The sequence below is a fragment of the Psychromonas sp. Urea-02u-13 genome (assembly GCF_002835995.1).
Taxonomy (GTDB): Bacteria; Pseudomonadota; Gammaproteobacteria; order Enterobacterales; family Psychromonadaceae; genus Psychromonas.
Genome location: NZ_PJBZ01000088.1, coordinates 1 through 18327 on the forward strand (window position 1 = coordinate 1; position 18327 = coordinate 18327).

Annotated in this window: 15 protein-coding genes; 9 read left to right on the forward strand and 6 right to left on the reverse strand. The window is 38.8% G+C overall.

Translation table 11 applies throughout. The annotated features are described in order from the left end of the window. Window positions 1–187: 187 nt before the first annotated feature. Together CXF74_RS16905 and CXF74_RS16910 are read left to right on the forward strand one after the other, a co-directional pair. Entirely contained in the window at window positions 188–1648 is a 1461-nt protein-coding gene (locus tag CXF74_RS16905; RefSeq protein ID WP_101083705.1) for a hypothetical protein, read from the forward strand. Further along, window positions 1648–3219 carry a GGDEF domain-containing protein gene (locus tag CXF74_RS16910; protein WP_101083706.1) on the forward strand — a complete coding sequence of 524 codons (1572 nt, stop codon included), beginning with the start codon at window positions 1648–1650 and terminating at the stop codon, window positions 3217–3219. The genes CXF74_RS16905 and CXF74_RS16910 overlap by 1 nt, the downstream gene beginning before the upstream one ends. A 43-nt stretch (window positions 3220–3262) precedes the next feature. Here the strand turns inward: CXF74_RS16910 and CXF74_RS16915 are convergent, their stop codons facing one another. The 4 genes from CXF74_RS16915 to CXF74_RS16930 form a co-directional block, all read right to left on the reverse strand. After that, window positions 3263–3826, reverse strand: a complete 564-nt coding sequence (locus CXF74_RS16915; RefSeq protein WP_101083707.1) for a hypothetical protein — start codon at window positions 3824–3826, stop codon at window positions 3263–3265. A 136-nt stretch (window positions 3827–3962) separates the two neighbouring features. Beyond that, window positions 3963–4430, reverse strand: coding sequence for a YeeE/YedE family protein (locus CXF74_RS16920; RefSeq protein ID WP_101083708.1), 468 nt, complete (start codon window positions 4428–4430; stop codon window positions 3963–3965). A 1-nt stretch (window position 4431) separates the two neighbouring features. After that, window positions 4432–4854: a YeeE/YedE family protein gene (locus CXF74_RS16925; RefSeq protein WP_101083709.1), complete on the reverse strand. Its 423-nt coding sequence runs from the start codon at window positions 4852–4854 to the stop codon at window positions 4432–4434. A gap of 45 nt (window positions 4855–4899) precedes the next feature. Next, window positions 4900–5205 (reverse strand): ArsR/SmtB family transcription factor, encoded by a 306-nt coding sequence (locus tag CXF74_RS16930; RefSeq protein WP_101083710.1) that lies wholly within the window; start codon window positions 5203–5205, stop codon window positions 4900–4902. A 172-nt stretch (window positions 5206–5377) separates the two neighbouring features. On the opposite strand from CXF74_RS16930, the gene CXF74_RS16935 reads away from it, so the two are divergent. Beyond that, entirely contained in the window at window positions 5378–7048 is a 1671-nt protein-coding gene (locus CXF74_RS16935; RefSeq protein WP_101083711.1) for an FAD-dependent oxidoreductase, read from the forward strand. A gap of 260 nt (window positions 7049–7308) precedes the next feature. Here the strand turns inward: CXF74_RS16935 and priA are convergent, their stop codons facing one another. Together priA and CXF74_RS16945 are read right to left on the reverse strand one after the other, a co-directional pair. Next, a complete protein-coding gene (priA, locus tag CXF74_RS16940; protein WP_101083712.1) occupies window positions 7309–9576 on the reverse strand; it encodes a primosomal protein N' in 2268 nt (755 codons plus the stop codon). Between the two features lie 90 nt (window positions 9577–9666). Then, a complete protein-coding gene (locus CXF74_RS16945; RefSeq protein WP_232772563.1) occupies window positions 9667–10863 on the reverse strand; it encodes a sugar efflux transporter in 1197 nt (398 codons plus the stop codon). Between the two features lie 125 nt (window positions 10864–10988). Between CXF74_RS16945 and CXF74_RS16950 the strand changes: the two genes are divergently transcribed. The 6 genes from CXF74_RS16950 to CXF74_RS16975 all read left to right on the forward strand — a co-directional run bounded on the left by CXF74_RS16950 (window position 10989) and on the right by CXF74_RS16975 (window position 18252). Then, window positions 10989–11846: a helix-turn-helix transcriptional regulator gene (locus CXF74_RS16950; RefSeq protein WP_101083713.1), complete on the forward strand. Its 858-nt coding sequence runs from the start codon at window positions 10989–10991 to the stop codon at window positions 11844–11846. A gap of 151 nt (window positions 11847–11997) precedes the next feature. Next, window positions 11998–12762, forward strand: a complete 765-nt coding sequence (locus CXF74_RS16955) for a hypothetical protein (RefSeq protein WP_101083714.1) — start codon at window positions 11998–12000, stop codon at window positions 12760–12762. A 184-nt stretch (window positions 12763–12946) separates the two neighbouring features. Beyond that, on the forward strand, window positions 12947–13606 hold the full coding sequence (locus CXF74_RS16960) for a hypothetical protein (protein ID WP_101083715.1): 660 nt from the start codon (window positions 12947–12949) through the stop codon (window positions 13604–13606). Between the two features lie 167 nt (window positions 13607–13773). Further along, on the forward strand, window positions 13774–14247 hold the full coding sequence (locus CXF74_RS16965; protein ID WP_157822439.1) for a hypothetical protein: 474 nt from the start codon (window positions 13774–13776) through the stop codon (window positions 14245–14247). A 66-nt stretch (window positions 14248–14313) separates the two neighbouring features. Beyond that, a complete protein-coding gene (locus tag CXF74_RS16970; protein WP_101083717.1) occupies window positions 14314–15153 on the forward strand; it encodes a fimbrial biogenesis chaperone in 840 nt (279 codons plus the stop codon). Between the two features lie 27 nt (window positions 15154–15180). After that, entirely contained in the window at window positions 15181–18252 is a 3072-nt protein-coding gene (locus tag CXF74_RS16975) for an SPOR domain-containing protein (protein ID WP_101083718.1), read from the forward strand. Window positions 18253–18327: the final 75 nt, after the last annotated feature.

Consider the following 18327-nt stretch of genomic DNA (forward strand, 5'->3'; position numbering starts at 1 on the left):
CGTATTTAAATTAAAAATTATTTACTAAATAAGAGCAGAATTGAGACAGAGGAATTTATAAAAATATAATTTGTGCAGGCCTTCAAAGATCGACTAACAAAAAGCTGAATAGTCCCAACTTAATATTTAATTGTGGTACTTTGTTTATCATGTTTTTGTTGTTTTTTTTATAACTAGCAAGGCTTAAATGGTCACTGAAAATAGCACGCCTTTAATACTCGCGTTAGCGGATGTTGAAACATTGATTGTAGAAAATCCGCAGCAAGCGGAGCCTAAAGTGCTTCGCATTTTTGAGCGTGCACAAATTCTTTATGATAACCAAGCACTGTTAGTGGCGACGATGCAATTAGCGCGTATTGCATGGCATCTTAATCAATATGAAAAAGGCATCAAGCTATGCAAGCGAGCAGAGCAGCTATTATTACCCGAATTTGAAAGTCAGTACCTCTCCGAGTTATATCATGTCTACGCACAACAATATTGGGGACTAGAGCGTTTTCGTTCCGCATTGCATTTTTGGAATCTTGCGATGGAAAAGTCACTGGTACACAACCAACTTAATTTGCAAATAGAGTCATTAATTGGTGTCGCTAATGTTTGGAAAATGAATGAGGAATTAGACCTTTCTTATTCAGCACTATCACTTGCCATGACACTGGCAGAACAGTATGACTTTAATGTACTGGCGGGTAAAAGTGCCATTTTATTGAGTTGGGTCCTCAGTGATCTCAAGCAATATTCGTTAATGCTAGAAATATTAAACAAAGCGGAAGACTTCTTAGAAGGTTATGCAGACTCCACTTGGTCGACTGAAATTAAAGATTTAAAAAGCATCTCATTAACCAGCTTAGGGCGCTTCACTGAGGCTGAAAAGGTAGCGCAAAGCGTCGATAATAAACGCGTTGCTAATAGAGGGCCTTGGGTAGAAACACATACACCTATCAGCAAAGCCATTGTTGCCATTCAATTAAAAAAACATGATTCAGCCAGGAGATATTTGGATGAGGCAGAAGCGTTGGCGCTTCGACTCAATCAATTTTCATTATTGTCTGAGCTTTATTGGTTACGTTTTGAACTCGAAAGTGAGCGTCAGGTTCCCGAGTCGATGCTTTTTTATTATAAAAAATATCGCCAATTTTCAATGAAGCTATTACGTAGTCGAAGCATCGCGTTAGGCAAAGACCGTTGTGAATTAGCTTTTGATATCTTGAACTATAAAGCAGAGTTATTAATTGGACGCTTAGAAGCGGGCGCATTTAACGCCTCAGAGGGTGGTTTCCCCGCCTTTAGAGAAGCTTCTATTTGGTTATATGCTTGCCAGAGATCCTTGCCTGAAACGGATAAAAGCATTGTTATTATTGAATTACAAAGTGAAAAAGAGTTGATTGCGATTCTTCCTATTGTGCATGCGTTATGTCAGCCCCATGAATTAATTACACGTTTTAAAAAAAATCGCCTAGCAATGCTGTTTCAGCTAGAAAATAACCAACAGCATAAAATACTCGATTCGTTAACGGCAATGTTAGTTGCCTATCCGTGGTGGCGACTCGGTAAAGAGTCCCCTAAAACTAAGGTGAAATGCTTTTCTGTTAGTGATTTTTTAGCGAATAAAGAAAGTTATTTAGACAAAATAGAGGGATGTGAATAATGAATAATATGCCTCTTTTACAGCAAGCGAGAAAAAAGCTTAAGAATAATCAGGCTGAAGATGCCTTAGTATTATGTAAAAAGTTTGTTGATCAAATCGCTTACCGTAACCGAGAAAAGTTACATGGTGAGTTGCTGTTATCGGAGATATTAATTGAGCTGGGTGAAACGTCCGCTAGTTTAGCTTCCTTAAAAAGAGCGATTGGCCTCTTTTCTATTAACACCTCACCAGAAGATAGGTTACAAGTTTTATCTGCCCTTAGTTATCGTCATAATGATCTTGGTTTTTATCAAGAAGCTGCTGATAACTGGCTTAAAGTGGGCGAATATAGCGCGGAAGTGGGCAGTGTTGATTTTTTTATTAAAGCCTTACTGGGTATCGGCTCAATGCTGGAGATAGTGGGGGAGCATGACGCCGCTTTTAACTTCTTTAGCCAAGCTGAATTATTAGCGAGTAAATCTAACTCTGCGATGACCTTCGCGCGATTACATTTTCATATTGTTGCCTGTTACATCGCGCTTAAAAAATACGATAAAGCACAAAAGTATTTAAGGCTTTGTCGCGATAATGTTTCATTAGAATTAGTCTCTGAATTTAAAGCGTCAATACATCTCTATCAAGCCAAAATATATCGTATGCAAGGCCTGATAAAAGAAGCGTTAGCAGAAATATATTTAGGCGTGGAAATCAATAAAACAGGTGTTGAAGCCTGGACAAATAGCATGATTCGATTAGAGCGGGGTAATTGTTTAATTGCGGATAATCAAGCACTGCAAGCGAGTGTTTTATTGGCTGATACGGTTATTTATATCGACGGATTAGGCTTAGACTTTATTGATCAGAAGCTTAACGAAGCATTAAGTGATGCTTATGCGCAGCAGTTTGATTTTAAGGCTGCACTGAAACATGAAAAACTAGCACATCAAGTCGAGTTATCTTTAGTGGGGAAAATCCCAGTTGGTAAATTAGAGTCTGAGTATTTTGCTAAATTAGCGAAACAACAACATCTATTATTGATTCAGCATACCAAGTTAGAAAATAAAGAGTTAAAAGGGCAAGTTGAAGATCATCATTATATTGTGGAACGCCTACAGCATGATGTTTGTACCGACCCTTTAACGGAAGTATACAACCGCCGTTGGTTAGACGATGAGTTAAAAAATAAAAATGACAGTTACGCTATTTTAATGATCGATGCGGACCATTTTAAAACCGTCAACGATGATTTTTCACATCAGATTGGCGATAATGTTCTCAAACGATTAGCGTATATTTTATCTTCTGAAATTCGCCCTATCGACAGTGTTATTCGTTTTGGTGGTGAAGAGTTTGTGATTATTCTTTGTGAAGCCAACTTAGCGCAGATAACCAGTTTAGCTGAACGTGTTCGATATGCGGTGGAAGTTGCCCATTGGTCGGACTTATTACCTGGAAGACCGTTAACCATTAGTTTAGGTGGCGCTGTTAAGGGAGATGAGGAGGTTGCTGAAGTGGTATTAAAACGTGCTGATGTTGCGTTATATGAAGCCAAAGCCAAAGGCAGAAACTGTTATGTGTTTAACAAGGAGTAGCTTTTGCTACTGACCACTACTCCATGTTAATGAGTGAATTATTTTAGTGTTTTGTTAAGCTAATATCAGCAAAGAAAACCGTGCCTTCATCACCGATAGAGTCAGTCCACTGTTCAAAAACAAGGTGAAAGTCATACTTTGCATTAAAGCTAAGTGTGTAACGTTTCCAGCCATTATTATCACGTAAGCCTTGTGGGAATGCGCGTGTCGTTCCCGCTAACCAATGATGTTTTACGCCAGGAAAACCTTCACCGTAACCCACAGCAGCACCACAATCACGTTTACAAGTGCCCATGTAATCAAAGCTTAACGTATATTTACCCGGGATAAAGCTTTCTTGAGTAATAAAGTCGCCGCCAAATACTTTAACGGTAGATTGAGCTGCCTTTTTTCCCTCTCGAATCGGATCATCTACAATTTTACTGAGTACATCTACATTTTGTAACTGAGTGCCCTTAGGTGAATCCACTTCAACTTCTTTACCAATCCAATTAGAAAAATCACCACTAAAATCTTCTGAGAAGACCACTTCTTTTGCAATGGTTGCTGTTGAAAAAGAAAGCACAGAGCCTAGTAATAAACCTGCAAATAGCTGTTTTTTATTCATGTGAAATCCTAAGAGAGTATATTGTTAGTTAATGGCGTTTAGGCATAGTTGTAAAGTCTATCATTAGGGAAATGAGATCTTGGCAATAAAATGTACGCTGAAAAGCACTCGCTATTAATTATTTTAAGTCTAATACTCAGGTTTTATTATAACCAATAAAAGGCAGAGCAAAACGTCCCGCTAAATAGCGGTTGGCAATCATAATGCCAACAATCATACACACTACAAATGCTAAAGTAATATGACTGCCTGCGCTGATACTTGTTATTGCAGGGCCCGGACAAAAACCTGCTAATCCCCAACCAGCACCAAAAATAGCCGCCCCTGTAATAAGGGAACTATCAACTTTAGTCTTTGCTGCTAGCGTAAGTTCCTCGCCATTAATTGCATACTGGCGTTGTTTGATGAACAAATGATAAATAGGGGTAAATACTGCCAAAGCTCCCCCCATGACAAAGGCTAAGCTCGGATCCCAATTGCCAGTAACATTTAAAAATCCGATCACTTTATTGGGATCGACCATACCTGAAACAATCATGCCCGCGCCAAATAAAAGGCCCGATACTAAGCTGATAATCAGATTGATGAATTTTGATTTTTGCATTTTAAAGTCCACCTAATAAACCACGAAGAAAAACCGTGACCATAGCAACAAACATAAAGGTGAGCGTGGCATAAATAGAACGCTTAGAAAAACGGCCCATGCCAATGATGCCATGACCACTTGTGCAACCATTGCTAATACGTGTGCCAAATCCCACCAATAAACCCGCTAACGAAATAATGAAAATATTCTCTCCACTAATATCGGGTAACGAAACTGCAAATGGCGCGACCAGCAAAAAACTTAATACCATGCCAATTAAAAATACAATACGCCAGCTTACTTCATTCTTTTTAGGGGTGATTAAACCTGCTAACACACCACTAATACCGGCGGTTTTACCATTAAATAACATTAATAATGCAGCTGATAAACCGAGTAAAGCGCCACCTGCGAGTGACATCCACGGGGTAAAATTTTCCATTTAAGATCTCCTATTATTCCGATTAGTATTATGTAAAGAATGAGGTTATTCATCAGGGCAGAAAGCCTGTTGAAGCGCACTTAACAAAAGGTTCACTCGTGGATCGGCAATAGAATAAAAAACTTGCTGTGATTCTTTGCGGATTTTGACTAAGTTATTTTTGCGTAAAACACCTAAGTGTTGAGAGAAGGCAGACTGGCTGAGCTTGGTATGCTCTCTGAGTTCTGCTACGCCCATTTCGCCGCCCGAAAGTAAACATAACACCACCATACGGTCGGCATGTGCGATGAGCTTTAATAACTCGCTGACTTCTGGCGCTTTCTCATGGATGAGCGCTAATTTGTTTTTCATATTGAACCCTTAATAACTGTGTACGCTTAAGTGACTGTGCCTACAGTCTATATTTGATGTTGATGTAGATCAATCTAAATTAGCCTTTTCTTTATTAGCCTTTGCTAATTTAAGCGTGTATGTTAGCGATAGAAAAGCAATATTGATTGTGTATTTTATTTGGAGAAAAATGATGTCGAAGAAAATATTAATTGTTGGTGGTGTTGCTGGTGGCGCATCTGCAGCCGCTAGAGCACGTCGTCTGGATGAAAATGCACAGATTATTGTTTTTGAACGAGGTCCGTATATTTCATTTGCAAACTGTGGTTTGCCTTATCATATTGGTGGTGAGATTGAGTTACGTGAAAAATTATTATTACAAACACCAGAAAGTTTTAACAATCGTTTTAATGTTGATATTCGTGTTAACAATGAAATTTTAGCGATTAATAAAGAAGCTAAAACCGTGACTGTACGTGATCTTATGACAGAGGCAGAGTACACGGAATCCTACGATGCGCTCATTTTAAGCCCCGGTGCGAGCCCATTTATCCCGCCAATTTCAGGTGTGTCGAATCATTTAACGCATAGCCTACGTAATGTGCCAGATATGGATGCGATCATTGTTTCGATTGAGACCAATAAACCCAAACATGCAACCGTGTGCGGTGGAGGTTTTATTGGCCTAGAGATGGTTGAAGCACTACGTCATCGTGGTATCGAAGTAACGTTAATTGAACTCGCACCACAGGTGATGGCACCTGTGGATATTGAAATAGCGAATGTGCTACATCAAGAGCTTGAGCTTAATCAGGTTGAATTAAAGCTAGGTAAAGCGTTGCAATCTGTGGCTGCAATCACTGAGGATGTGAAGTCTTTATTATTAACATTAAGTGATGATTCAACACAACAGACTAACTTATTAATTATGGCGGTCGGGGTAAAACCAGAAACATCATTAGCGGTGCAAGCGGGGTTAACAATTGGTGAGCTTGGTGGTATTCAAGTGAATGCATTTATGCAAACCAGTGACAGCGCTATTTTTGCAGTGGGTGATGCTATCGAAAGCCCTGAATTTACCACTGGTGATGCCATGCTTGCACCATTGGCGGGCCCTGCAAATCGCCAAGGGCGTTTAGCTGCCAATGTTATTTTGGGGCACAATGCTGAAGGTAATGAAGGTTACAAAAAAACACAGGGCACAGCCATCTGTAAAGTGTTTGATTTGGCGGTTGCCTCTACTGGCCTTAATGAAAAAACACTGCAGCGTAAAAACATGGCTTACGAAAAAGTGTATGTGCACGCGATGAGTCATGCGGGTTATTACCCAGGCGCACACCCAGTTACTTTAAAGCTTTTGTTTAATCCTGAAAATGGAAAAATATTAGGGGCGCAAGCGGTGGGTAAAGACGGAGTGGATAAACGCATTGATGTACTTTCTGTGGCGCAGCGTGCAGGTTTAACTGTGTATGATCTACAAGATTTAGAGCTTTGTTATGCCCCTCCTTTTGGTTCTGCACGTGATGTGGTCAATCAAGCTGGTTTATTGGCTAGTAACGTCATGAAAGGGGATGAAGTCGTTTGCCATAGTGATGATGTTAAATCATTAACGGAGAATCAATTATTGATTGATGTGCGCTCTGCACAAGAAGTTAGCAATATGGGTATGATTCCAGGCGCGATAAATATTGCCGTTGATGATTTACGTGCAAACCTGAATCAAATTGATAAACAGAAAGAGATTATTGTTTATTGTCAGGTGGGTTTACGTGGTCACGTTGCATCGTGCTTATTAACTAACTTAGGTTATAAAGTGAAAAACTTAACCGGCGGTTTTAAAACTTGGAAAGCGTTTAATTATTAAGACGCTTATTAAGGGGGGGACTTCACGGCAGCGTATTATAATTGATCCTATTTTTAGTTGCCTAAATCCTCTTTGCTGCAGCGTAGAATCTTTTTTATCGAAAAACACGACCACGAAGTCACTTCGTTACACAGAGAACACGAAGAAACCAAGAGGAAAAAATTAATTGGCTCTTTAATCTTCTTTTTTCTTCGTGCCTTCGTGGTTAATTTCTTTTGAATTTTACAAACATGACTTCTCTTTTTTATGCTGGTAATAAACTACACAAAATCAATCGGATCCACATCAATCGACCATCTCACTTTACGGCCCTCGGGTAATTTATCTAAGCTGGGTAGCGCCTGATTAAGGGTTTTACTGATTAAGGCACGATGATCAGATTGTAATAATAACTGGAAACGATACTTTCCTGCACGGCGTTCCATTGAAGCTGGAATGGGGCCCAATACAAACAAGCGTGAATCTATTTTATTTAGTACTGTTATCTGGGTAATGATCTGTTTGCACAAACCTAAGAAGCTTTCCGCTAATGTTGCGTTATCCGATTCAGCACGTAATAAGGCTTGAAAAGAGAAGGGTGGCAATTGCGCTAATTGACGCTCGGTTAATGCATGGCGTGAAAACTCTGCATAACCACTGTTAACCAACTCTTGTAATAAACTGTGTTCAGGATGATGGGTTTGTAATAATACTTGGCCACGTTTTTCAGCACGCCCTGCACGACCTGCAACCTGTGTAAATAACTGCGCTAAACGCTCACTCGCGCGGTAATCGTTACAAAACAGCGCACCATCGACATCAATTAAAGCCACTAAGGTAACGTCAGGGAAGTGATGCCCTTTGGCTAACATTTGCGTGCCTAATAAAATTTTATATTTACCGTTATTAATATCGGTTAAATACTGATTAAAACTCTCTTTTTTACGTGTATTGTCGCGGTCAATACGTACCGTTGGGTGATCAGGGAAAAGTGTATTTAACGTTTCTTCTAACTGCTGCGTACCCACACCTGTTGAGATTAATTGTGTTGAGCCACAATCATTACATTGATGCGGAATCGGTAACGTTGAAGCACAGTGGTGACAATGCAGATAATTGGCTGATTTATGATAAGTATAAAAGGCATCACAACGGCCACATTTCACTAACCAGCCACATTCGTGGCACATTAAAACCGGCGCATAACCACGACGATTTAAAAACAAAATGACCTGATTACCCTTCTCAAGGTGTTTACCCATCAGCTCTATTAACTGAGGTGATAACCCGGCTTGTAAGTGCAAACCTGCTAGATTGACTAGGCTACTTGAAGGAGGGATTGCATTACCCGGACGCTGGGTTAAATGTAGATGCTGATATTTCCCTTGCAGTGCATTGTGTAATGTCTCAAATGCAGGGGTGGCAGAGCCTAATAAAATAGGAATCTGTTCAAGGTGTGCACGCTTAATCGCAAAGTCACGCGCATGGTAACGAAAGCCATCTTGTTGTTTAAAAGAAGCGTCGTGCTCTTCATCTAATATAATCAGACCAAGATCCTTAAAGTCACTAAAAATAGCACTACGCGTACCAATAATGATGGCAGCGCTGCCTCGTTTTGCATGGCACCAACTATCAAGTTGCTCTCGTGAATTAAGCGCTGAATGTTTCAAGTAAATAGGCACATTAAAACGTTGTTGGAAACGCTGCACGGTTTGTGGCGTCAGGCCTATTTCAGGCACAATTAATAATACCTGTTGTCCACGCGCTAAAATCGGCGTAATAATATTGAGGTAAACCTCTGTTTTACCGCTGCCCGTTATACCTTCTAATAAAAAACAGTTAAAGGCTTGGTTCTGCTGATTTACAGCGGTGATCGCCAGTGCTTGCTCGCTGGTTAAGTTGGGTTTTTCAGTGCTTTCTTCGAAATTTTCAAGCCAATTTAAATTGATGTTAGGCTGTTTATCAAGGCTAGTTAATACGTCTTTATCTTGCAACGCTTTGAGCGTCACACGAGTAACGCCTTGTGTTTTTAGCTCACTGGTGGATAAACATTGCTGACCTAAAAGTATTAATGCTTGATGTTGTTTTTTAGCCCGTTTGAAGTCATCAAGATTAAAAGCCTTACCCTCTGGCAAGTCAGCTTTTACACTCTGGCTTAATTGCCAATGCTCACTGCCTTTAAAAGTGGCTTCTTTGCCTTGGCGTAGCGCCGTCGGAATCGCTTGCTGATAAACATCACCAAAGGGATGCTGATAATAGAAAGCAGCCCAGCGTAGTAGGGTTGATAATTTTTCACTTAATAGTGATTGTGTATCAATGAGCTGGGTAATCTTTTTTAGCTTATTAATATCATAATCAAGTTCTGGATTAACCTCACAAATAACCCCGACCATCTGGCGTTTCCCTCCAAAAGGAACACGCACGCGACAACCGACTAACAGCTGCTCAGACTCAAGGAAGTCTGCAGCTAAGTATTCAGGCAGTAGGTAATCAAATTGTTTGTGCAGTGGAATCGCTAATGCGACACGGCAGATTATTGCTTTAGTCATCGGCTTTCATCAAAACGGAAAAAGCTATTGTAGCGTTTTTAATCCAGCCGATAGTAGATATTTATTATGAAAGCGTGGCGATGATGATTTTCAAGCACAGACCTCGGTATTTTTAACGCCTTGAGTCTGTTTTTCTGCTAGATAAAGAAACAGTATCGCGATAGCACAAAATAATGAGGAAACGATAAAAATGGCGTAATAACTAAAGTATTGCGCGATAAAACCGACCATCAAACTACTTAATAGAATGCTTAACATTTGGCTATTACTGAAGAGTGTAGAAGCGAGTCCCATCTGTTTTTTCATCATGTCTTGCACGACGACCATACCTAGGCTGGCATTGATACCAATAAACAGGCCATTAAAGACTTGTATGACCATAAACTCCCAGGGCTGTTTGGCTACCAGTAATCCCGCATGGAAAATTAAACCGCTTAAACAGGCGATAAAAATAAGGCGTTGTACGCCAAATTTTCGTGATAGATAACCGGCACTAAGCATAATAGGAATCTCAATAAAGGCTGCAATACCCATTAAATATCCCGCCCATTTTGAGGCAAAGTCTAACTCTTGTGTAATGTATAAACTGATTGAAGTGATGTACATGCTATTGGCACTGAAGGCAAAAAAGATACATAACAAAAAGAACAATACGCCGGGTATCTTTTGCCAGCGCACAATTTCTTCAAGCTTATGAGATACCTCAATATGCAGATTGGGTAACCCTGCTAATACGATAAAAAACACAGCTGCACCGCAACTGGCTGCGATTAAAAAGGTGTATGTAAAACCAAATTGATCATTGACTAAAAAAGCCAAGGGGGGGGCAATCACCCAGGCAACCGCAATAGAAGCACGCATCATAGTGACAAAGAACACCGCTTGGTCTGCTAAATATTTATCGGCATAGTTTCGTCCCATGGCAAAGACCTGTGGCAGGGAACAAGCGCTGAAAGACATGAAAAAGATAACCGCGCCTAAAGCAATATAATAATCACGTGTTAACGCCAAAATCACCGTCGAGATAACAAAGCCAAGTTGACCCATTAAGATAATTAATTTCCGACTGGTTCCCTCATCGGATCTTTTAGCAAAGTATTGTGAAACCGTTACACCACTTAAAATCATCACTGCAATTAAGAATCCCATGTGCATAGGGGAAACTCTTAATTCATCAATAAGGTACAAGCTCAATAATGGTGACGTAAAAGCGGAGCTAAACCCACTGAATAAACAGGTTAATAGATAGATCAGTGGGTGTCGGTTTAACAGTATTTTAAGTGACATTATGGTTCCTCGGAATAAGTCTTAACAAGAGTCGCTAAGTTACGCGTTAATTGACTGTTAAGTGATAAAAAACCGCCATTTTCTGATACTATTGTTTCATTTTCCTCTTTGTAAAAGGTGTTTCAGTGAAGCCGAGTATTGAGAAAATCAGTAATAAACCCGACTTCGGTTGGCGAATTCAGCATTACCATCATTGTCAGTCTCGATTTGATTGGCACTATCACGTTGAATATGAATTAGTGTTACATCGTCACTTAAGTGGAAAGAAATTTATTGGCGATTACATCGGCACGTTTGAGCATAATGACCTGTCACTTTATGGGCCTAATCTGCCACATACTTCGACCTTTGAAAGTAATGTTCAAAATGAGAATAATGAAACCTATATCATTTGGTTTAGCCAAGATTGGATCTCGCGTTTAATAGTGGCGTTACCAGAGCTGGCGAATATTCAACAGATGCTTGATGATGCGTTACAAGGTCTTGAGTTCTCGCCTTTATTATCCGATAAAGTATATCGGTTGTTAGTTAATCATCAGCAGTTAAGCCCGGCATTAACGCTGACACATCTTATTGAAATTTTAGTGTTACTCAGTGAATCTGACGGTGCTAAGCGTTTAAACAGTTATCGTGCACAGCGATTGCAAGAGGGTGGAAAAGAATTAAAGCTGGTGGAGAAAGTGTCGTTATTTATTGAAAAAAATTACCGTAACGATATTAAGTTAGTGGATCTTTGTGCGCATATTCATGTCAGTAAAAGCACGCTTTCACGTATTTTTGAACGGCACTTTTTAAGCTCTTTCTCACTACATTTAGCCGAGTATCGATTAGGTAAAGCGTGCGAGTTGTTGGTAAACAGTGAAACGAGCATTGCGGTGATTGCAGATTTGGTGGGGTTTAATAATATTTCTAATTTTAATCGCCAGTTTAAAGCCAAAAAACAGATGAGCCCCAAGCAGTTCAGGCAGTTATTTTCACAATAAATAAGTCCCAGAATTTACGTTGCCCCATATTATTTTTACTTTGTGAGTAGATTTGGCACCTTAATTGCTTTTATTTATTACATAAGTGAATTGGCAATATATTGTCAATGAGGTGAGTTTAATGTGTAACGGTTACTAGGTGGGTGAGTCGATGCGTTTTTTAAAAAAAAACAATAAAAAGAGACAAAGCAGAAGTAATCAATACTTGTGCTTTGTCTTCTGTTTTTTATGTAGCATCCCTTCGCCGACTATCGCTAAAGAATCAGAAGCGACTGTTATGAGCAATGAGGCGATGAAAGAGTTCAAAGACCTAAAAACGTTAATGACCACTCAAATCGAAGAGTGGAACGAAATGAAACCCGCTCTTAAGCGATTAATTCGTTCAGAGCAAGATTTAGCCTTAATTATTGGCGCGTTAGAAAAATCCTCGCCTCTACCTTCACAACCAACTGAAAAACAGTTACTTGAACCAAACAGATTGACATTGCCAGCAAAACAAAAAATTAAAAATAGGCAAGTTACAGAAGTAAAAAGGCAACCTGCTATTATCAAGAGAACCACGACAGAAAAAGTTGATAAATCAAGCCCCTCTGTTAAAAAAAGAGAGCCAGTTAAAGAAAATAAATCACCTAAGTCGGTTAACGCAACCACGCAAATAGGCATTCACCTCGCCTCGTATAAAAAGATAAAAAATGTCGAGCCAGGCTGGCAAGTCTTGAAGTCTCAATTTTCTGGTCAATTTCGAGGGAAAATTCCGTTTTATTATCAGACGGAGGTGGGAAACGTATTATACACACGCCTAGTAGTTGGGTCTTTTCGCTCAACATCGATTGCTAAAAAAGTATGTATGGCGTTAGAAGAACAAGGTCAGTATTGTCAAGTACTCAACTACCAAGTTGTTGCTAAAAAAGGTTAGCGTGACTTGCATCATGGTTTTTTTATAAATGCTCATTTGCACTAAAAATCGTTAAAGTCTTTACACTTGATGTCGATAAGTTATTTATTAAAGAGGATATGTGACTAAATATTGACTGTTGAGTTGTAAGTCATTGGTGCATTTTATATAACTTAAATAACTTAAATAACATAAGGCCATTAATATGAATCAAGAAATGCGAAAAATAATACAGGTATTTGGGGGGACTGCTTTAGTCGCTACATCTATCAATTTAAAAGCTGAAACGATGACCCCTGCTCCCATTGCAACTGTAAAGGTACAAAATGCATTTACTTTAGATCATCCTACAGCGTTAGATTTTGGAACTATACGAGCTAAAGCAGTGGTAACTTCAACTGGAGCAGATAATGTTGTTGGGGGGGACTTTTCAACCATTACACTCGCTTCAATTGATGGTGTTTCAACAGTTTCAGCAGTTGGTGCTACTGCTATCATGCAAACATTAATACCAGGTACCGCTGGTATATTTACTATTGCTGGTGTTGCGCCTTTTTCATTCTTAACTATAACTTTACCGACCGCAACACCAGCTGCGCCACTTGTTATGACGGCAGGCTCTGCTCCTCCCGGTACTGCTTATTTTCTACTACATAGTTTTGAAGCGACTGTAACCAGTGGAACGAAAAATGGTAGTGCCTATACCAGTCCAGGCGATTTGACTGCAGATACAAATGGTGATGCTAGTTTTACGCTTGGCGCACAGCTTTCTACATCTGACCCCGCCACTGGTACAACCCTTACTCAAGGTAATTACCTAGATTTAGATTACACCGCGACTTACACGATGGAAGTGAATTATTAAGAGTTTTTTACTAGAAATCCATTTATAACAGGCACCTTAGGTGCCTTTTTTGATCTCATTGAATAGTCTACACTAGCCTCAAAATTGATTTAAACTTTTAGGTTTTATGGAAATTTCATTTATTATGTACTAACTCATATATTACTTTTAGGATCACAATGGTGTTTATGAAACCAAATAAAAAGCTATCCGCTATTGTTTTTTTGTTTTGTGTTTTTTCAAAGTCGTTATTCGCAGGAGTATTAGCGGTAAATGAGTTGTCTTTTGGAACCGTTGTTGTGACCGATAATTCAGTGGTGAGCACTGTAAGCATTGATTTGCTAAGTGGCAATACATTTGTGACCAATAAAATGCTAGTACTGGTGCCTGGTCAGCTCGGTGAGTTTTTATTGTATGGGTTGCCTCCTTATACTAGCGTAAACCTTAGTGCTAATGTAATAACACCTCAGACAACCAGTGGTGGTGTTCCTTCTGAGCAATTTACTTTGGGCAACCTAACCGTTGAACCTTCTCTTACCATTGATGAAAATGGTGAAGGTATCTTCTTTGTGGGTGGCACTTTGTCTACTTCAGGTAATGGTAATAATAATTATGCTGACTTAGAGTTTACTGTTCGCCACAATATTGTCATCTCCTATTAATTACATGTGTTCTTTTAGCGAGTGACTAATAGAGCATCTAATCATCATCTTTGGGATAGAGTAATAATGAAATTTAATGTTTTTAAAAATATTACACTTATTAGTTTTTTGTGTTTTCTACCAGTATTGGCTCAAGCCACGTTACTTATTTCTCCTAGTAAAGTGATGTTGGAAGATAGACAGCGCTCACAGGAATTGATATTAATAAATACCTCTAATGAGCCGAGAACCTATCGCCTTTCATGGGTAGAAAGGACGCTCTCTGAACAAGGGGCTTATATATCTCTAACCAAAGAGCAAGCGAAAGAGCACACTACCTCAAGTAATATGATTCGCTTTAGCCCTAAACAAGTGCAATTAAAGCCGGGGCAACGTCAAATTATAAAGCTGGCTGTTCGTCGACCTAAAGGTTTAGAAGATGGAGAGTATCGTTCACATTTAAAATTAGAAGCAATTCCCGATAAAAGAGTGACGGATAGTGATGGGACAATGTCTATGAAGGTAAAAATGCTTTTTACCTATATTTTACCTGTCTCAGTTCGTAAAGGCTCCGCTAGCTCACAAGTTACTATTAACAAAATTGACTTATATAAAGCGAGAGATAAAGATGATAAGGGGCAATTAAACGTCTTTTTAGCTAATAATTCAAAGTACTCCACAACAGGGAATTTAATCGCTTATTTATCTGATAATAACGGAAAAGAGCGTGTTGTTGCTCGCCATCATGATTTTACTTTTTATCCAGACCTTAATGTCACGCAAGCAAGACTATTTTGGGTTGATCAACTGTGTAAAATTAAGGGTTGTACCGGTAAGTTAAGAGTCGCTTATGAAGGTATCAAAAAAGAAACAGGTAAATTACTGACAGAATACCAAATGCAAATCACCCCTGAATTATTTAAGTAACTTAAGCAAGATGAAGAAGGTTGGAGAATGATTAAGTATCGTTTTTTATTAATATTATTCAGCCTATTTTTTATATGTAGCATATCTGTACAATCCGCTTCTGTCCCGGAAAAAGATAATTCTCTATCAGTTAGCGCTATTACAATGAAATTACTTCTCTCCAACCCTCAAATACTCTCAAATATATCCAACATTAATAAGGCAAACAAAGAGCAACGTATTAAGCACTACGCTTCTGAATCATCAGGAATTCCTAACGGAGAGGAGTTGATTTTATCTATTTATATTAAGCGGGGAGTTTATGGAAAAACTTACATTGCTGATATTTTTGCCGAGAAAAGCCAAGCTAATGCCAAGCTAAGCTTAACATCATTATTTGAAACCTTTGATTTCCCAATCGAAGTAGATGTTGAAGAGGAGAGAGTAAAGGGCTGGTTTTTAAATGAGAAAAACAATTTTGAACTGGTGTTTCCTAGACAAGAAGATGAGGCTATTAAGGTCTTAGTTAACGAGGTAGAAAGTCACTTAACTAAAGATAACTATTTTATTATAGGTGGCGATATCTTTGTTGAAGCTGAGGTTGTTGCTCAGTGGTTCAACGTAGATTTTGACTTTAATTTCTCTGATTTAGAGTTGCTAGTTTCAAGCGAAGAGAAGTTACCAATAGAAGTGCGAAATGATAGGAAGATGCGTGAAGTTGGAGGGGGATTACAAAGCGTAGCCGTACATCCTTGGAAGAAAAGTCAATACCAAATCATTTCAGCCCCATTGTTTGATGTGCAGCTTAATTCCTCGGTCAAAGAAGATGATATCTACGGTAGTTATTCCCTATTAAGTGTTCAGGATCTTGCGTATTTATCTAGTTCTTTTTATGCCTATGGAAATAGTAATGATAAGTTATCTGATGCTCGACTAACCTTTTCTAAGGAAGATAAAGAAGCTAATTTACTGGGTCCTCTGCGCGCAACTAAATATGAATTAGGTGATGTAACGGCCGTGAAAACAGCTAATAGCCGGACTTCGGGTTACAGCCGAGGCGTTCGTTTTTCTAATGCGAAGTCATCGTTAGCAGGAAATAATAGGACAACGACAATTACTGGAGAAGTACAGGCGGGTTGGGATGCTGAGCTGTATCGAAATGGTTTGTTTGTTGATAAACAGATAAACATTCGGAACGGCCGTTATGATTTTAGGGATATTAGGCTTTATATCGGTAATAATAATTTTGAAATTATTTTATACGGGCGTCAGGGGCAAGTCATTAAAGAAACACAACCTATTTATATTGCTGGCAACGCCTTGAGTTTAAAAGAAGTTAGTTATGATATATCTGTCACTCAATTAAATGAAACATTATTGGGGATATCTGATCGAAGTTTGTTTGATGAGGAAGGATGGGAAGCTGCAAATAGTTTGTCTATGGGGCTTTCGGATAACGTTTCTTTAACGTTAGGTAGCGCTTATATTTTTAACGATATTGGTGATGATGAATACACCTATTCGGTAGGTACAAGCATTACACCATTTGATAACTTAGTGCTAACCGCTGATTACCAAGACAGTAAAATAAAAGATCAGCGTTTAGTATTGTCCGCAAGAACGCTCTTTGATCAACATTCATTATTATTTTCTTATACTCGACTTTCCATCGAAGGGACTAATAATTCAGACATTGGAAGTGAAACCTATAATCTCACTATGAATGGGCAAATTGGAGTTAACTTAAGTAGCCCTATAAGTTATGAAAATATTTGGTTCCATTCTATTCCGGAAGAGGGAGAAATAAATTATGGTTTATCTAATCAGTTGTCGTTTAGGTCAAATCAATTTTCTCTATCCAACCTATTATCATGGAAACACTCAGGGGCTAATCAAGTTAATAATAACTATGACTATGACTATGACGATGACGATGCCTTTGGCTCATTTGAAGTGGCTAGAAATTTCAGCTCTATATATACTCGCTTGATTACTGGTTATGAGCTACATCCGGAAGCAAGATGGCAATTGGTAGAAGGCAGTGTTGATTTTCCAATAACCAATAGAATGGGCGGGCAATCTAAAGTTTCCTATTCGCCTATTAATGACCGCCTTTATACTACTTTTGGGCTTAACTGGAATTTAGATGCCGTACGTTTAAATTCATCTGTATATTATGATAATGATGATGATTGGTATTGGTCTGTCAACGCTGCTTTTGGGTTTGGCTATGAGCCAACAACAGATGAGTTTTTTATAGAAAATGGCTCTATGGCAAGAAAAGGAACTCTGCTTGCTCGCGTTTTTGAAGATGATAACTTAAACGGGCAATATGATGAAGGTGAAAATTTACTTGAAGGAGTAAAAGTTAAAGCAGTGCAAGGTTATCGCCAAGAAAATACTAATGAAGATGGTATTGCAGTGTTAACTAACTTACCTGATGGTAAACGAACAGATATCATTATTGATCCTAAAACGGTTGAAGATCCTTTTATGATTCCTGCTACACCTGGAGTCTCTATTACCGGCCGTAAAGGGTTTATTGATGTATTAGATATTCCGATGGTTAACGCTGGTGAGTTAGATGGTACGGTTTACCTCAAGGATAAGCGAGGTAATGATATTGCAGGGGCATACTTAAATATTCATTTACATAATGAAAAAGGTGACTTGGTTGCTTCAACAGAAACAGAATTTGATGGTTATTACCTGTTTACCGATCTTGTTCCTGGCAAATATACCGCTTCGATTGATATTGAAGATATTAAACGCAAAAACTTACATGACGCTAAAGTGCTAGAGTTTGAATTCAGTGCTGCGGGGGACGTGATAGCGGGGGCTGATTTTGTGATACAACGATACACTTTTGTGAAAGGATATACTGTCGATTTAGGTGAGTTTCACTCTTTGATTTTGTTAAAAGCATTTTGGCAAATTATTAAACCTAACTATAACAATGCATTACAGCAACAGGTTTTTTATTCGGAAAATAGCGAGGAAGGTTTATTCCGTATTAATGCAGCCTTCTTTAAAGATAAGACACAAGCTGATCGTGCTTGCCAGTATTTACAAAAACAAGACATTAATTGTGCTGTAAAAGAATTTGAGTTCAACCTTTAACACAACCGAGCTACCCATAACCTCTAAGATATTATATTGTTTTAGACTGTTGCTTTATTAAGCGGAATATTTACA

Excerpts from the sequence above, each read along its gene's own strand:
- CXF74_RS16935 (WP_101083711.1), top strand. The coding sequence starts at position 5,378 with ATGTCGAAGAAAATATTAATTGTTGGTGGTGTTGCTGGTGGCGCATCT.
- CXF74_RS16925 (WP_101083709.1), bottom strand. The coding sequence starts at position 4,854 with ATGGAAAATTTTACCCCGTGGATGTCACTCGCAGGTGGCGCTTTACTC.
- CXF74_RS16905 (WP_101083705.1), top strand. The coding sequence starts at position 188 with ATGGTCACTGAAAATAGCACGCCTTTAATACTCGCGTTAGCGGATGTT.
- CXF74_RS16975 (WP_101083718.1), top strand. The coding sequence starts at position 15,181 with ATGATTAAGTATCGTTTTTTATTAATATTATTCAGCCTATTTTTTATA.
- CXF74_RS16960 (WP_101083715.1), top strand. The coding sequence starts at position 12,947 with ATGAATCAAGAAATGCGAAAAATAATACAGGTATTTGGGGGGACTGCT.
- CXF74_RS16955 (WP_101083714.1), top strand. The coding sequence starts at position 11,998 with ATGCGTTTTTTAAAAAAAAACAATAAAAAGAGACAAAGCAGAAGTAAT.
- CXF74_RS16920 (WP_101083708.1), bottom strand. The coding sequence starts at position 4,430 with ATGCAAAAATCAAAATTCATCAATCTGATTATCAGCTTAGTATCGGGC.
- CXF74_RS16915 (WP_101083707.1), bottom strand. The coding sequence starts at position 3,826 with ATGAATAAAAAACAGCTATTTGCAGGTTTATTACTAGGCTCTGTGCTT.
- CXF74_RS16965 (WP_157822439.1), top strand. The coding sequence starts at position 13,774 with ATGAAACCAAATAAAAAGCTATCCGCTATTGTTTTTTTGTTTTGTGTT.
- CXF74_RS16970 (WP_101083717.1), top strand. The coding sequence starts at position 14,314 with ATGAAATTTAATGTTTTTAAAAATATTACACTTATTAGTTTTTTGTGT.
- CXF74_RS16945 (WP_232772563.1), bottom strand. The coding sequence starts at position 10,863 with ATGTCACTTAAAATACTGTTAAACCGACACCCACTGATCTATCTATTA.
- priA (WP_101083712.1), bottom strand. The coding sequence starts at position 9,576 with ATGACTAAAGCAATAATCTGCCGTGTCGCATTAGCGATTCCACTGCAC.
- CXF74_RS16930 (WP_101083710.1), bottom strand. The coding sequence starts at position 5,205 with ATGAAAAACAAATTAGCGCTCATCCATGAGAAAGCGCCAGAAGTCAGC.
- CXF74_RS16910 (WP_101083706.1), top strand. The coding sequence starts at position 1,648 with ATGAATAATATGCCTCTTTTACAGCAAGCGAGAAAAAAGCTTAAGAAT.